The following is a 16,312-nucleotide window of genomic DNA, read 5'->3' as shown; positions in this document are numbered from 1 at the left end:
GCTTGTCCGACAAGGAGTCACGGTTATGCAACGTTTTCGCGGTTTGGTTTTCGGGTTGTCCTGTGTGGTGTACGTGGCTCAGAGCCAGGCTGCCGAGACCGATCCGCTGTTGGACACGACCGCACCAGCGGCCCATGCGACCACCGCCAGCGAAGCCCGTGGCGTGTTGCGCGCGCGCGACCAGGCGTTGCTCGCCAGTGAGCTGTCCGGGCGCATCGTCGAGCTGCCGTTCAGCGAGGGCGAGACCTTCAAGCAGGGTGAAACCCTGGCGCGTTTCGACTGCTCGGCCTACCAGGCCCAGCTCAACGCCGCCCAGGCCGCCGGCCGCGGCGCCAACGAAGAACTGGCGCATAACCGCCAGCTCGCCTCACTGAATTCGGTTGGCCGTTTCGAGGTGGCCCGGGCTGAGGCCAAGGTTGCCGAAGCGCAGGCCCAGGCCCAGGTCTACCAGGTTCAGGTCAAGCGTTGCAGCGTGATCGCGCCCTATGACGGGCAGGTCGTACAACGCAAGGTTCAGCGCTACGAAAGCGTCTCGGTCGGTTCGCCGATGCTGGAGATCGTCGACAACCGTACCCTGGAAATCCACCTGCTGGTGCCGTCGCGCTGGATGAGCAAGCTCAAGCCCGGGCAGACCTTCAGTTTCGTCCCGGATGAAACCGGCCAGCCGTTGACCGCCACCATCAAGCGCCTCGGTGCGCGTATCGACGAAGGCAGCCAGACCCTGCTGCTGGTGGCCAGTCTGCCCAAGGCCGACGGCCTGCTGGCGGGCATGAGCGGCACGGCGCATTTCGCGGAGCTGAAATGAACGCACCGGTCGCGGGCGCGGCGGAGCGGGTCTTTGCCCAGTTTCTCGATCTGGAACGGCTGACCCGCGCGGCCCGTACTACCGAACAACTGGCCTACAGCCTGGTCAACGACGGCCAGGCGCTGTTCGGCTTTCGCCATGCCGCGCTGCTGATCGCCGGCAAGGTGCGGGCGGTGACCGGAGTCAGCGCGGTGGAACCGAATGCGCCGTTCGTGGCCTTCGTCGAACACGCGGTGGCGCAGTTGTTCAAGCTGGAGCGGGCCAAGCCTGCCACGGTGGTGCCAATGGAGGCCTTCAGTGCCTCGGTCCGTGAGGACTGGCAAAGCCTGTCGGCATCGCAGGTGTTCTGGCTGCCGCTGCTCGACCATCAGGGCGAGGTGTTCGGCGGCTTGTGGCTGGCTCGCGACAATCCCTGGAGCCCTTCCGAACAAGTCTTGCTGGCGCAACTGGGCGATACCTACAGCCATGCCTGGCTGGCCTTGCAGCCACGTCGGCCGTGGCGCCTGCGGTTGACCCGCAAGCGCCAGGTGCTGCTGGTGGTACTGGCGTTGGCCAGCCTGCTGATTCCGGTGCGCCAGTCGGTGCTGGCGCCGGCCGAGGTCGTGCCACTGGCCGGCCGGGTGGTGGCGGCGCCGCTGGACGGGGTGGTGGCCGAGTTCCTGGTCAAGCCCAACCAGACGGTGAAGAGTGGCGACTTGCTGGTGCGTTTCGAAAGCACCACCCTCAAGGCCCAGGCCGATGTGGCCCAGCGGGCTCTGGGCGTGGCCGAGGCCGAGTTGAAGGCCAACTCCCAACGGGCCTTTGCCGACGCCGAATCGAGTTCGAAGCTTGATCTGCTGGCCGCCCGGGTCGAGCAGAAGCGCGCCGAGCGCGACTACGCCGCCGAATTGCTCAAGCGCAGTGAAGTGCGCGCCGAGCGCGACGGCATCGCGGTGTTCGCCGATGCCGAACGCTGGACCGGCAAGCCGGTGCAGACCGGCGAACGGCTGATGGAAATCGCCGACCCGAGCCAGGCCGAACTGCGCATCGAGCTGGCGGTGGGCGATGCCATCGCCCTGGAACCGGACGCCGAAGTGGCGTTGTTCCTCGACAGCGACCCGTTGCAGCGCCACTCGGCCAAGCTCGAGCGCGTGGCCTATGAGGCGCAGGCGACACCGGCCGGGCAGTTGGCCTATCGCCTCGATGCCGGGTTCACCGACTCGCCGCCACCGCGTATCGGCTTGCGCGGCACGGCGAAGATCTTCGGTCAGCGTGCACCGCTGGCCTTGTACCTGCTGCGCCGGCCACTGGCCGGGCTGCGCCAGAGTGTCGGCCTGTAATGAACCTGCCCAGCCTGCGTGCGGACCTGCAACTGACGCCCGCCTCGACAGCCCTGGACGGTTCGCCACGCTGGACCCTGGCCGACCCGGTGCGCGGGCGTTACTTCAAGCTGGGGGCCCAGGCCATCCGCCTGCTGCAACATTGGTCGCTGGGCGATCCGCAACGGGTGCTGCAGGCGGCGAACCGGGAGCCTGGCTTGCCCCTGGGCGAACCCGAGCTGGAGCAGATGCTGGCCTTCCTGCGCAGCCATGACCTGATCGCCGCGCTCGATCCGCAGCAGCGCGCCAGCTATGCCTGGAAAGCCGCCGCCTCGCGCCAGAGTCTGTGGCAGATGGCGCTGCATCAGTACCTGTTTTTCCGCATTCCGCTGTGGCGGCCGGATGCCTTTCTCAATCGGGCCTGGCCGTGGATGGCGCGCTTCGGGCCACGGCTGTTGCGCTACGGCCTGCCGCTGACCCTGGGCCTCGGCGTGTTCCTGGTCTCGCGGGATTGGCAGCGTTTTCTCGCGACCTTTCCCCACCTGTTCAGCCTCGGCGGGGCGATGGCCTTTGGCGTGGCGCTGTTCTTTGCCAAGCTCTGCCACGAATTCGGCCACGCCTTCATGGCCAAGCGTGCCGGCTGCCGGGTGCAGAGCATGGGCGTGGCGTTCATGGTCATGCTGCCGTTGTTCTATACCGATGTCAGCGATGCCTGGCGGGTCAACGACCGCAAGGCGCGGTTGCTGATCGGTGCCGGCGGGGTGTTGGCCGAGATGCTGCTGGCCTGCATCGCGCTGCTGGCCTGGTCGCTGCTGCCGGATGGCGCCGCGCGCACGGCGGCGTTCATGCTCGCCAGTGCCACCTGGCTGACGACTCTGGCGGTCAACCTCAACCCGTTCATGCGTTTCGATGGCTATTTTCTGCTCAGTGATTTCTGGGAGGTCGACAACCTCCAGGGCCGGGCCTTCGCCCTGTGTCGCTGGCGCCTGCGCGAAGCGCTGTTCGGTTATGGTGAACCGGCCCCGGAGCCCTGGTCGGCGAGCATGCGCCGACGGCTGCTGGGCTGGGGCTTCATGTCCTGGTTGTGGCGGGCGGCGCTGTTCTTCGGTATCGCCCTGGCGGTCTATCACCTGTTCTTCAAGTTACTGGGTATCTTCCTGATGCTGGTGGAATTGGGTTGGTTCATTTTCCTGCCGATTTTCAAGGAAACCCGCGAGTGGTGGGCGCGCCGCGAACAGGCGCACACCCCGCGGGTGCTGCTTAGCGGCCTGGGGTTGCTGGGCCTGCTGTTACTGGTGGCGGTGCCCTGGCGAAGCAGCGTGGAAGTGCCGGCGATGCTTGAGGCCGGGCGGGTCACGGCGATGCATGCGCCGGCGGCGGCGCGGGTCCGCCAGGTCAATGTGCAGGATGGCCAGCGGGTTGAACAGGGCACGGTGTTGGTGGAACTGGAGTCACCGGACATCGACTCGCGCTCGGTCATCGTCCGGCGCGAGATCGATATCCTGCAGTTGCAACTGCGTCGTCAGGCCGGCCGTAGCGAAACCGCCGCGGACGTGGGCATTCTCGAACAGCGGCTGGCCGAGTCGGTGGCCGAGTACCGTGGCCTGCAAGCCCGGCGCGAACGCCTGCTGCTGCGGGCAACCCAGGCCGGCCAGGTGCGTGACCTGATGCCGAACTTGCGCGCCGGACGCTGGGTTTCTACCCATGAGCCGCTGGCACGGATCGTCGAGGAGGGCACGCGTCTGCGCGGCTACCTGGCCGAGGAGGACCTGTGGCGGGTTGCCCCGGGCGCGAGCGGGCGCTTCGTCGCCGATGATCCGATGCGCCCCGCCTGGCCGGTGGAACTGCTGGATATCGACGCCAACGGTGTGTCCGTGATCGACCAGGAAGCGCTGACCTCCGACCACCACGGGCCGATTGCCGTGCGCCGTGACGAGAATCGCCGGCCAGAGCCGGTGCAGGCACAATATGGCGTGCGGCTCAAACTGCTCGAAGAGGTGCCGACGCCGAGCCACCCGCTGCGTGGCGTGGCCGTGTTGCAGGGCCGCAGTGAGTCGCTGCTGGGCATCGCCTGGCGCCGAATCGCGGCGCTGGGCGTGCGTGAAAGCGGTTTTTAGTCATCACCCAAGTACAGGGAGTGCAAGCGATGTTGAACAATTCCTCGGCCGACGGCTTGTCCATGCGGCCGTCACGGCCCGCCGACGGTCCGTTCCTGCAGAGCCTCTACCAGTCGGCGCGACCGGAGTTGCAGTGGATCGATGCCGATCCGGAGGTGATCGAGCAGGTGGTCGCCCAGCAGCTCGAGGTCCAGAACCAGGGGATCGGCGAGCATTTCCCCAATGCCATGCATTACGTGGTGGAGAAGCTCGACACCCCCATCGGCGTGCTCAGTGCCGACTTCGGCCCCAACGAAATCCGCGTGTTGTACCTGGCGTTCGTTCCGGCGGCGCGCGGCAAGGGCTTTGGTCGCAGCGTGCTGCAAGGGGTACAGAGGGCCGCCCAGCAGGTACGCTGCCCGGTGACGACGGTGGTCTGGGCCAGCAACCCCCAGGCTCGCCAGCATTACCTGGCGCTGGGGTTCGGGGTTGAGGAGCGCTCGCCGGGGGCCGAGCGGCTGGTGTGGTATCCGGGCATCAGTTGAAGACGATGTTGAAGTAACCCCGGGCCGGGTCCCGTCCCAGTGACGGCTCGCGCGAGACGAAGATATCCTCCACCCGGCCCATCTGCGGCAGTTCCAGGCCGCACAGGCCATCGATGAAATCCGTCGGTTGCAGGCTGTGCAACTGCACGCTGAAAGGCATGCGCGAGTTCTCCGGCAGCCGCGATTGCGGGTGCAGCGCTACAGCCTCGACCTGGACCGGCAGCACGCTGCCGTCCGGCAGGTGCAGTGGGCAGGTCTGGTCCAGCAGCCACTGGAAGTGTTCGCTTGAAACTTGTTGCAGCATTGATGTTCTCCATATACGCGGTAGGTGGGAGCCCTTGCAGGTACCGGTTTGCGGGCGATGAAGCCCGACAAGCCGGCTTTTGCAGGTTTTGCAGCAGACTCAGTTGCGCGATGGAAAGATCCCTTGCAGGGCGATGCTGAAGTTCACCGCGAGGAACGGGTTCATCAGGCTGATCGGCTGGCCGCCGCCGGGTATTACCAGGTCACTCTTGAGGGTGGTGGTGACGCCGTTGAGAGGCACCGGGGTGCCCGTGCCCAGGGCGTCGGAAAAGATACCGGCCGAGGGCGGTCCGGACGGCGCTGACGCACCGATATAGGAGTTGAGAGTGGTCGGTGCCGTGACCGCATTGCTCGGGGCGCTCGCCAGATTGATGGTGGTGGTGATGGGCAGGCTGCTACTCGGGATCTTCTGCGGGGGCAAGTTGGTGGTCGTGATCAATACGCTCTCGGTGCCGCTGGCCTCGCCCATGACCCGTGGCGTCAGTCCCAGACCTGTGCCCTGGCCGACGGGTAGCCGGCTCTGCAGGTTGGGTATGCCGAAGGTCGTCTGGCCGTTACCGCCAAAGTAGGTGCCCAGCAGTGAGAACAGTGCCGAGTTCTGTGAGACGGACATCATCTGCCCGTTGCACAGTGCCCAGCCCCTTGGGGCAAAGTTGAAGCCGAACATCTGAATGGTGCCGATAAATACTTCCATGGATCCCTTTCCTTTAGTTGTATTGAGTGAGGCGCTTCGCCTGGTTGTCCCAAGTCTGTTGTGCACCGAATGACAGCGTAGTATCAGTCTTTGACAATCAGGTTTTTTTTGTAGGGCAAAGGTCGGAAATGGAACAGCCAGGCAAGTCCATGTCGTTCTAGCCTACAATCAGCACGTCGTGCAGCCCGAGCGGGGGCATCGTTGATTTTCAGAGGGTGGTGATGGGCGTTCCAGGCAGTAACGAGGCGATAAAGCGGCTGTATGATCAGCCGGTCACCCTCCCGCAATCGCTTGCACAACTGCTTCGCGAACCCTGGTTGCTGCCGATCCTGGCCGTGGCCGTGGCCGTACGTCTGTATCAACTGACCGCTGCGGCCATCTGGGGCGACGAAGGTTCCAGCCTGTTGCTGGCGCAGTATCCGCTGGCCGAGCTGTGGACCCATGCGGCCCGCGACGTTCACCCTCCCCTGTACTTCGCGCTGCTGCGTGGCTGGATCGGCCTGTTCGGCGACTCGATTTTCTCGATCCGCCTGGCCAGCGCCCTGCCCGGGATGGTGGTGGTGTTCCTCGGCATCTGGCTGACGCACCTGGTCGGCGCCCGGCGCCGAGTGACGCTGCTGGCTGGTCTGCTGCTGGCGCTGCTGCCCACGGCGGTGCGCTACAGCCAGGAAATCCGCATGTATTCGCTGATGGGCGTGTGGTTGCTGGGGGCAACCCTGGCCCTGGTCTACTGGGTTCACCATCCGCAGCGCAAGCGCTACCTGGTGGTCTACGTGCTGCTGATGGCCGCCGGGTTCTACACCCACTACTTCACCGCGCTGTGCGTGCTGTCGCACTGGTGCTGGCTGCTGTTGCTGCGCCGCCATCCCGACAGCGGACAACGCCCCATCGCCTGCCGGGACTGGTGGTTGGCCAACGTGGCGATTGTGGTGCTGTTCCTGCCCTGGTTGCCGGGTCTGATCGACCTGGTGCTGCACATGGATGAGCTCAAGGTCGGCGGCGATGTCGGCTGGGAGCCGCCGGTGACGCTGCATTCGCTGCCGTCGATGATCTGGCAGGTGTTGGCCCAGGAGGACGGTGAAGGCATGTCAGGGTGGTTGTTCGCCAGCCTGCCGAGCGTTATTGCGCTGGTGATGGTGTTCATCGCCTGGACCGACCGCAGCCGCTTCCACCTGGAAACCCTGCTGGTGATCTACAGCGCCGTGCCGCTGTTGCTGGTGTTCGCCGTGTCGTTCGTTTCGCCGGTTTTCATCGAACGCTACCTGACTGTGCCGGTACTGGGGCTGCCGATCATCCTGGCCCTGGCTATCGACCGCCTGGCGCAACAGCGCAAGGTCCTGGCCGGACTGTTGCTGGCGGTGGTACTGAGCGCCGAAGGCGTGGGCTTGAAGAACAACTACGCGGTGGATGCCGGTGACCAGTTCAACAACCTGGTCGAGTACATGAACCGGCACAAGCAGGCGGGCGACCAGGTGGTCCTGGGTGACATGTTCTGGTACCTGACCTGGGGTTACTACGACCAGAGCGCCACGGCCCCGCGGCTGTATACCCCGCCAACCGCCAAGGGGGTGTCGACCCGACCGAATCGTTACGGTTTCGGGACCCTGACCGATGAAAAGGCCGGGGTCTATCTGGATCATCTGGAGGACTTGCCCCTGGGCAATGGACGGGTCTGGTTGGTGATGAGCCGGGTGGCACCGGATGAATTTCCGTCGATTCCGACCGGCTGGCGGAAAATCGACCAGCATGCGGGGGGGGATACCCAGGCGGTTTTATATGAGACCTGCCATCTTTCATGTAGTGGACACTAACCGCCAAGTCCTTGATATAGAGCGATAGGGCCATTCGCCGAGTCCATGAGTCGCGGTGCCTATGTGTCCGTTCTGATTTAAAATCGCTAAAATTGATATCAAAACACTACTAGTCCGAAACACTTCCTTACGCTACGCTCCGTCCATAGAAGGGACTTATGCTTAGGGTGAAGGGATGCGCCGTTTCCATTTTATTTCCGGTTTACCGCGCTCAGGCTCGACCCTGCTGTCCGCCATTCTCCTGCAGAACCCGCGTTTTCACGCCGGCATGAGCAGCCCGGTCGGCATGCTGTTCAATGGCGTGCTGGAAAACTGCAGTGCCGGCAACGAGTTCGGCGCAATGATCGACACCGATACCCGCCGTCGGCTGTTGCGTGGTCTGTTCGAGTCCTATTACGGCGACAAGACTCCCCAGCCGGTCATCTTCGATACCAATCGCCAATGGTCCGCGCGCCTGCCGGCACTGCAGGATCTGTTTCCGCGCTCCAAGGTCATCGTCTGCGTGCGCAACGTCGCCTGGGTCATGGACAGCCTGGAACGGCTGTACCGCGCCAATCCCTTCGAGAACACCAAGCTGTTCAACGACGACGTCGAGCGCAACACCGTCTACAGCCGTTGCGAAACCCTGGCCCAGCGCAACCGCCTGGTGGGGTATGCCTGGACCGCGCTGAAGGAAGCCTATTACGGCGAACACGCCGAATCCCTGCTGCTGGTCGACTACGACCTGCTGTCCCAGGCCCCGGAGCGGGTGCTGCGGCTGGTCTATGAGTTCGTCGACGAGCCCTGGTTCGAGCACGATTTCGACAACCTGGCGTATGACGCGCCGGCGTTCGACCAGGCTCTGGGTGTTGCCGGCCTGCACAAGGTCAAGCCCAAGGTGGCGCTGGAGTCGCGGCATACCATCCTGCCGCCGGATCTGTTCGAAAAATATGCGCAATTGTCGTTCTGGAATGACGGAACCGCCAGCGCGGCGAATGTCATTCGCATGAAAACCAACACCGCGGTCAGTTGATCGCGGTTTTTAATCACACTAGAAAAATTCTTTGAGCGTCTGTGCGCTCAAGTGCAGGTGAAACATGTGGTGGAGCAAACCGAAAGCGCGGAATGAAGGCGTGAGAACACTGGTTTCACCCATGATCATCCCTCTTGAGCCGCGCATGCTGTTCGATGGTGCCGTGGCGGCGACCGTGGCCGAGGCTGCGCAGCCGACCGATCACGCCAGCGCCGATACGGCGAAGGCGCCGACCAGCGATCATGCGCCGGCCAGCAGCGATACCCACGCGCAGGCCGATGCCACGCCGGCCGCATCGCCGACGGCGGTGCCCGGCCAATCGGTGGTGTTCGTCGACTCGCGGGTCAAGGATTTCGACAGCCTGCTCAAGGGCGTTGCCCCTGGTAGCCAGGTGGTGGTGCTCGATGCCAGCAAGGACGGCCTGCAGCAGATCGCCGACTACCTGGACACCCATCAGGGTGTGAGCACCGTGGAAATCATCGCCCACGGCAACTCCGGCGATCTGTGGCTGGGCAACACCTATCTGTCGGCCGACAACGTTTCGGCGCGGGCCGACGTGCTGGCGCGTATCGGCAACGACATGAACGTCGGCGGCGACATTCTGATCTACGCCTGCAACACCGCCGCCGGCGACAAAGGCCTCAGCTTCGTTGACTCCTTGGCGCAGTACACCGGGCGCGACATCGCCGCGTCCACCAACCGCACCGGCTTGGGCGGCGACTGGACCCTGGAAGTCGCCACCGGCAGTATCGAAAGCCGCAACCTGCTCTCAGCCGACTCCATGGCGGCCTACCAGTACGGCCTGGCGACCATTACCGTAAGCAACAACAACGACGCGGGTGCCGGTTCCCTGCGCCAGGCGCTGCTCGATGCGGTGTCTGGCGATACCGTCACCTTCAACGCCAACATGATAGTGAACCTGAACAGCCAGTTGGTTATCACCAAGAACCTCACCGTCGATGGTGACCTGAACAACGACGGGGTCGCCGACGTGACCCTGAGTGGGCAGTACAAGACCCAGGTGCTCAAGGTGAACGCTGGGGTCACTGCGGCCCTGGATGGCCTGGTCATCACCCAGGGTCTGGCGGCCGGCCAGGGCGCCAACGGCGGTGCGGATGGCACCGCAGCGATGGGGGGTGGTATTACCAACGCCGGTACCCTGACCCTCAACAACGTCACGGTGACCGGCAATGCTGCGTCTGGCGGTGGCGGTGGCGGTGGGGTCTCCGCGGGGGCCGTTGGCGGTGGCGGCGGTGGCGGCGGCGCCCTGGGTGGGCAGGTCGGTGGTCGTGGCGGCAATGCGGGGGGCTACATTGGTACAGCTGGCACGGCCAACACGGGTGGCAATGGCGGTGGCTATACCCCGACCACCATGGGTGGCCGTGGCGGTAGCAGCGTAGGTGGCGCAGGCGGTCAGGGCACCTTTGGTTACAGTAATGGTGGCGATGGGGGCAGGGCGAACAATGGCACCCTTTCCATCGGTGGCGGTGGTGGTGGTTCCGGTTGGGACAAAGTCGGACGTGCCGGCGCTGCGGCCACTGGCGGTATCTTCAACGACACCACGGGTACACTGACCATCATCGGCAACTCGGTCATCTCCAACAACCTCGGGGCCGGCGGCGGCGGCGGCGGTGGCGGCGGTAATGGCCAAGGCGCCTCTGCCGACCCGGGTGGTGCTGGCGGCAAGGGCGTCGGAGCGATCTGGAACAAGGGCACCCTGCTGATCAGTGCGGCCAACATAACCGCGCTGACCAACGGCAACAACAAGGGTGGCAGCGGTCTCGGCGGTAAGGGCGCAGGTGGGACGGGAAGCAGTCCGGCGTCGGTGGACGAGATCTACAACGAAGGTGTCATGAACCCGCCGCCTACCGCGACCATCGTGGTCAGCAATACTTCCCAGCGCATCGGCAGCACCTCGCAGGTGACCATTACCTTCAGCCAGGCGGTGACCGGGTTCACCAACAGCGACCTGACGGTGCCCAATGGCACACTCAGCGCGGTGAGCACCAGCGACGGCGGCGTCACGTGGGTCGCGACGTTCACGCCGAGTGCGAACAGGAACAGCGCCAGCAACGTCATCACGCTGGACAATACCGGTATCAGCAGCACCTTGCTCGGTACGCCGGGCACCGGTACTACCACGTCCAACAACTACAGCGTCGATACCACGCGCCCCACCCTGTCTATCGTGGTCAACAGCTCCACCCTGACCACCAACGGTCCGGCGACGGTTAATTTCACGTTCAGCGAAGCGGTGAGCGGCTTTAGTCTGAGTGGTATTGGCGTGAGTAATGGAACCCTGAGCAACCTGACCACCAGCGACAATATTCACTGGACTGCCGACCTGACCCCGGACGCGGACAAAACCAACAGCGGCAATATCATTGCCGTCAATAATGCGCTCTTCTCCGATGTCGCCGGCAACACTGGCCAGAGTATATCTGTTTCGAACACTTTTTCCGTCGACACCCAGCGGCCGACCGCCACCATCGTGGTCGGTACGCCTTCGCTGAGCATCGGCGGCAGCTCCCAGGTGACCATCACCTTCAGCGAGGCCGTGAGCGGTTTTGCCCTGGGCGACATCGTCGCCCAGGATGGCGTCCTGAGCAACCTGACCACCAGCGACAATATTAACTGGACCGCGACCCTGACCCCGAACAACGGCGTCACCCAGGGCAACGATGTCGTGACGTTGACGAATTCCGGAATCGCCGACCTGGCGGGCAACGCCGGAACCGGCAGCACCCTCTCCAACACCTATTCGGTCGACACTCAGCGGCCCACCGCGACCATCGTGTTCGCCAACCCGACCCTCGGTATCGGCCAGACCTCACAGGTGACCATTACCTTCAGCGAAGCCGTGACCGGTTTCACCAACAATGACCTGACGGTGACCAACGGCAGCCTGAGCGCGGTGAGCAGCGGTGACGGCGGCGTCACCTGGACCGCCACCTTCACGCCGAACGCGGGCATCGTCAGCGCGAGCAACAACATCGTCCTGGACACAAGCCTCGTGATGGACGCTGCGGGCAACGTCGGCAATGGCTCCACTACCTCCAACAACTTTGCCATCGATGGCGTGCGGCCAACCTCCACGGTGGTCATCGACAAGAGTTCGCTGATCGTCGGCGAGACCGCGCAGGTGACCATTACCTTCAGCGAAGCGGTGACCGGTTTCACCAACACTGACCTGACCGTGGCGGGCGGCACCCTGAGCTCGGTGAGTAGCAGTGATGGCGGTATCACCTGGAACGCCACTTTCACCCCGACGTCGAACATCACCAATGCCGGCAACGCCATTACCCTGGACAATACCGGCTACACCGACAGCGCCGGCAATATCGGGACCGGCACCAGCACGTCCAACAACTACGCCATCGACACTCAGCGTCCGACCGCCACCATCGTCCTGGCGCATCCAAACCTCACCGCCGGTGAAACCACGCAAGTGACCATCACCTTCAGCGAAGCAGTGAGTGGTTTCACCCTGGCCGACCTGAGCGCCAGTCACGGGACCCTGAGCAACCTGAGCAGCAGCGACGGCGGTATCACCTGGACCGCCACCTTCGCCCCGGATGGCAATACCAACAGCATCAGCAACGCCATTACCCTGACCAACACCGGTGTGGCCGATCTCGCGGGCAACAGCGGCGCGGGCACGACCCAGTCGGCCAACTTCACCATCGATACCGTACGCCCGACCGCGACTATCGTCGTCGCCAACCCTGCGCTGGCGATCAACGGTACTTCGCAGGTGACCATCACTTTCGATCAGGCGGTGATCGGCTTCAACAACGCCGACCTGACCGTGGTGGGCGGTACGCTGAGTACGGTGAGTAGCTCCGACGGCGGTGTCACCTGGACCGCCACGTTCACCCCGGCCAGCAATATCAGCAGCGCGGTCAACCACATCACCCTGGATAACAGCGGCGTCAAGGCGGCCGCTTCGCAGAACGACGGGGCTGGCATCAGTACATCCAACAACTATCTGATCGACACTCAGCGGCCGACGGCGACCATCGTGGTGGCGAACGATCACCTGGGCATCGGTGGCAGCTCGCAGGTGACCATTACCTTCAGTGAAGCGGTGACCGGTTTTAGCCTGTCCGACCTGTCAGTGGACAACGGCACCCTGACCGGGCTGTCCACCTCCGACAACATCACCTGGACCGCCACCCTGGTTCCGGCGACGGCTATCACGGTGAACAACAACCAGATCACCCTGAATAACAGCGGGGTGTTCGACGTCGTCGGTAACGCGGGTGCCGGCACCACCGCTTCGAACGTCTATGCGGTTGACAGCGTGCGGCCGACGGCGACCATCGTGGTGAACGACCCGGTCCTGGCGGCGGGCGAGAGCAGCCTGGTGACCATCACCTTCAGCGAAGCGGTGATCGGTCTCGACAATGGCGACCTGAGCGTACCCAACGGTGCCTTGAGCGCACTCAGCTCCAGCGATGGCGGGATTACCTGGACGGCGACCTACACCCCGAACGTCAACGTGCGTGATACCAGCAACCTGATCACCCTGGACAACACCGGCTATACCGACCTGGCCGGCAACGTCGGTATCGGGGTGACCAACTCGGCCAACTTCACCATCGACACGGTGCGCCCGACCGCGACAATCGTGGTGTCCAACCCGACGTTGAATGTCGGTTCCAGCTCGCTGGTGACCATCAGCTTCAGCGAGGCGGTGAGCGGTTTCACCAACGCTGACCTTTCGGTAGCCAGCGGCACGCTGAGTACGGTGAGCACCAGCGACGGGGGCGTCACCTGGACCGCCACGTTCACGCCGAACAACAACATTGCCGACACCACCAACATCATCACGCTCGACAACAGCGGCGTGCAGAACGCCTCGGGCAATAGCGGTGCCGGTACCACCACGTCGAACAACTATGCGATCGACACCCAGCGGCCCACCGCGACCATCAGCGTCGATAACAACAACCTGGGCATCGGCCAGACCTCCACCGTGACCATCGCCTTCAGCGAGGTGGTCAGCGGTTTTGATCTATCGGACCTGAGCGTGGCCAATGGCGTCCTGTCCAACCTCGCCACCAGCGACGGTGGCAAGACCTGGACTGCGACCCTGACGCCCACTGCCGCCATCACCGACGCGACCAACCTGATCGTGCTCGACACCGCGCTGGTCAGCGACGGTGCCGGCAACACCGGCTCAGGGGTTTCCATCTCCAACAACTACGTGATCGACGGCGACCGGCCGACCGCGACCATCACAGTCGGCAACTCGAACCTGGCTGCCGGCCAGACCACTACGGTGACCTTCACCTTCAGCGAGAAAGTCAGCGGTTTCGACCTGTCGGACCTGAGCGTGGCCAACGGCGTGCTGTCCAACCTGGCGAGCAGCGACGGTGGCAAGACCTGGACCGCGACCCTGACGCCGACGGCGAACCTTACCGATCCGAGCAACTTCATCACTCTGGATGTCAGCCAGGTCGCCGACCTGGCGGGTAATGCCGGCACAGGATTCGCCAACTCCAACAACTACGCGATTGCCACGTTAGCCACGGGCGGTGACCCGCAGTTCCGCATCAGCGGCCCAACCGGCCCGGTCCTCAGCCAGCCGAACCAACCGTTGCAACCGATCGTCTTCGGGCCGCCTTCGGGCAACCTCGGTTCACCCCTGGGCTTCCCACCCTTGTTCGAACAGCGTGACATGGGCGCGGGGCTGCCGCCGACCGGGAGCATTTTCATCAACAAGGGTGCCCTGGCGCCGAGCTTCATCGCCCAGGTCTTCAGCTCCAGCGATAGCGGTGGCAACGCTAACAGCCAGGGCTTCCTCGGCTTTGGCGGTGGCGATGGCGGGGTCTTCGGCAGCAGCACCGTGGCGGGCCTGTTCAGCCGCGAGTCGTCGAGCAGTGATAACGGTGCTGCCAAGGCATTCGACCGCCAGGGCAGCAAGAGCCTGGGTGATGCCTCCCAGGGTCTGCGTGGCATTTTCGGCGCGCCGACCCTCGGCCAGCAGTTGCAGCAACTCAAGGACAACGAGCAGAAACAACTGCATCAGTTGGCATGGGCGTTGAACGAGGTGGGTATCAGCGAAATACCGGCCTGAAATCTATGGGCAATCTGCGCCGACATGAGTCGGCGCCTATAAAAAAGAAAACAGCAGTCAGGGGCGATGCTAGGGATGAAAAGAAGTCAGAAGTTGTTCAGCGTCAGCCTGCTGGCGCTGGTAATCAGCGGTTGTGCCGTCACCAGCCAACCGATCGATCGTGGTGTCAGCGAGCAACGGGCCAAAACCGATCTGCAGAACATGTACAAGGACCAGGAGCCGCTGCGCGGTCCGCTGACCTTGCACGACGCCATGGCCCGTGCGGTGAAATACAACCTCGAAGGCCGCCTGAAGATTATGGAGGAGGCCCTGGCCAAACGTCAGTTGGACCTCGCCAGCTTCGACATGCTGCCGCGCATGGCGCTGTCGGCCGGCTACGCCGGGCGTAACAACGTCAGTGGTTCGAGCAGCGAGAGTGTGCAAACCCATACCCAGTCTCTGGAGCCATCGACCTCCCAGGATAAAGACCGTCGAGTTGCCGACCTGACCATGGTCTGGAACGTACTCGACTTCGGCGTCAGTTATATCAACGCCAAGCAGCAGGGTGACCAGCGCCTGATTGTCCAGGAGCGCCGGCGCAAGGTGGTCAACACCATCGTCCAGGACGTGCGTTCGGCCTACTGGCGGGCGGTCGCGGCCGAGCGTCTGCTCAAGCAGATCGACAGCCTGATGGCGCGGGTCGATTCGGCGCAGAACAACAGCCAGAAGATGAGCGACCAGCGTATCGGCGACCCAATCCAGGCCCTGGGCTACCAGCGCGCGCTGATCGAGGCGACCCGTCAGTTGGAAGAGCAGCGCAGGGCGCTGACCCTGGCCAAGACCGAACTGGCGACGCTGATCAACCTGCCGCTGGGAACCGAGCTGACCCTGGCGACCCCGGATGACTATGCGATTCCCGAGCTCAAGGTCGACATGGCCAAGCTCGAACAGGAAGCCCTGGCCAGCCGTCCCGAGCTGCGCGAGCAGGACTACCAGACCCGCATCAGCGCCAACGAAACCCGCAAGGCCATGCTGCGGTTGCTGCCTGGGCTGGAGTTCTCGGCCGGTGGGCATTACGACAGCAACTCGTTCCTGGTCAACGACAAGTGGGCCGACTACGGCGTCAAGGTCACCTGGAACCTGTTCAACGTGATCTCTGCCCCGGCTGCCATCGACGTGGCCAAGGCCGGTGAGGAAGTCGCCAGCGCCCGGCGTCAGGCGATGTCCATCGCCGTACTGGCCCAGCTCTATGTGGCCAACGCCAACTACCGCGAAGCGCTGCGCCAGTTCAAGACCAGCCAGAAGCTGTCGGACATCGACGGGCAGATCGTCGGTCAACTGCGTAACCGTCACCAGGCAGCGGGCATCGGCGAACTGGATCTGATCCAGGGTGAGCTGAACAACCTGCAGGCCGACCTGCGTCGTGACCTGGCCTATGCCGATTTGCGCAATGCCTACGGCCAGATCTTCGCCAGTGCGGGCCTGGACCCGTTGCCAGCGGAAGTGGCCTCGACCAAGGTCGAAGCGATTGCCGGGGCCCTGGCAACACGCGAGTCTCAGTGGGCGGCGGGCAACATCAGTGCGTCTGAAAACCATGCCAAACAGCAGCAGTAACCGCTTGGCGAGCAGTGTTCGTACCTGGCATGAGCCATGCCGCCTTGGCCATCGTGCCGGGGCGGTGATCGTC

General features: G+C 63.9%; 10 protein-coding genes. 8 read left to right on the top strand and 2 right to left on the bottom strand.

What is annotated here, in order from left to right; translation table 11 throughout:
• Nucleotides 1-25: 25 nt before the first annotated feature.
• The 4 genes from BLU37_RS06605 to BLU37_RS06590 are packed head-to-tail and all read left to right on the top strand — an operon-like array spanning nucleotide 26 to nucleotide 4,744.
• Nucleotides 26-805, top strand: coding sequence for an efflux RND transporter periplasmic adaptor subunit (locus BLU37_RS06605; protein ID WP_090203375.1), 780 nt, complete (start codon nucleotides 26-28; stop codon nucleotides 803-805).
• Nucleotides 802-2,124, top strand: coding sequence for an efflux RND transporter periplasmic adaptor subunit (locus tag BLU37_RS06600; RefSeq protein ID WP_090203372.1), 1,323 nt, complete (start codon nucleotides 802-804; stop codon nucleotides 2,122-2,124). Before BLU37_RS06605 ends, BLU37_RS06600 begins: the two co-directional genes overlap by 4 nt.
• Nucleotides 2,124-4,220: a biotin/lipoyl-binding protein gene (locus BLU37_RS06595; RefSeq protein ID WP_090203369.1), complete on the top strand. Its 2,097-nt coding sequence runs from the start codon at nucleotides 2,124-2,126 to the stop codon at nucleotides 4,218-4,220. Before BLU37_RS06600 ends, BLU37_RS06595 begins: the two co-directional genes overlap by 1 nt.
• A 29-nt stretch (nucleotides 4,221-4,249) precedes the next feature.
• Nucleotides 4,250-4,744 carry a GNAT family N-acetyltransferase gene (locus BLU37_RS06590; protein WP_019362957.1) on the top strand — a complete coding sequence of 165 codons (495 nt, stop codon included), beginning with the start codon at nucleotides 4,250-4,252 and terminating at the stop codon, nucleotides 4,742-4,744.
• On the opposite strand, the gene BLU37_RS06585 is transcribed toward BLU37_RS06590, so the two are convergent.
• Nucleotides 4,737-5,048: a DUF6916 family protein gene (locus BLU37_RS06585; RefSeq protein WP_090203366.1), complete on the bottom strand. Its 312-nt coding sequence runs from the start codon at nucleotides 5,046-5,048 to the stop codon at nucleotides 4,737-4,739. The genes BLU37_RS06590 and BLU37_RS06585 overlap by 8 nt on opposite strands.
• Nucleotides 5,049-5,147: 99 nt before the next feature.
• Nucleotides 5,148-5,741 (bottom strand): phage tail protein, encoded by a 594-nt coding sequence (locus BLU37_RS06580; protein ID WP_090203363.1) that lies wholly within the window; start codon nucleotides 5,739-5,741, stop codon nucleotides 5,148-5,150.
• A gap of 221 nt (nucleotides 5,742-5,962) precedes the next feature.
• Here BLU37_RS06580 and BLU37_RS06575 point away from each other — a divergent pair, with 221 nt between their 5' ends.
• The 4 genes from BLU37_RS06575 to BLU37_RS06560 all read left to right on the top strand — a co-directional run bounded on the left by BLU37_RS06575 (nucleotide 5,963) and on the right by BLU37_RS06560 (nucleotide 16,239).
• Nucleotides 5,963-7,552 carry a glycosyltransferase family 39 protein gene (locus BLU37_RS06575; protein ID WP_090203360.1) on the top strand — a complete coding sequence of 530 codons (1,590 nt, stop codon included), beginning with the start codon at nucleotides 5,963-5,965 and terminating at the stop codon, nucleotides 7,550-7,552.
• 175 nt (nucleotides 7,553-7,727) lie between these two features.
• Nucleotides 7,728-8,564, top strand: coding sequence for a sulfotransferase family protein (locus tag BLU37_RS06570; RefSeq protein ID WP_090203356.1), 837 nt, complete (start codon nucleotides 7,728-7,730; stop codon nucleotides 8,562-8,564).
• A gap of 121 nt (nucleotides 8,565-8,685) precedes the next feature.
• Nucleotides 8,686-14,646 (top strand): Ig-like domain-containing protein, encoded by a 5,961-nt coding sequence (locus BLU37_RS06565; RefSeq protein ID WP_232000475.1) that lies wholly within the window; start codon nucleotides 8,686-8,688, stop codon nucleotides 14,644-14,646.
• 75 nt (nucleotides 14,647-14,721) lie between these two features.
• Entirely contained in the window at nucleotides 14,722-16,239 is a 1,518-nt protein-coding gene (locus tag BLU37_RS06560) for a TolC family protein (protein ID WP_090203349.1), read from the top strand.
• Nucleotides 16,240-16,312 lie beyond the last annotated feature (73 nt).

The organism is Pseudomonas asplenii (genome assembly GCF_900105475.1).
GTDB lineage: Bacteria > Pseudomonadota > Gammaproteobacteria > Pseudomonadales > Pseudomonadaceae > Aquipseudomonas > Aquipseudomonas asplenii.
This window is presented reverse-complemented; position numbering and strand designations above follow the sequence as displayed.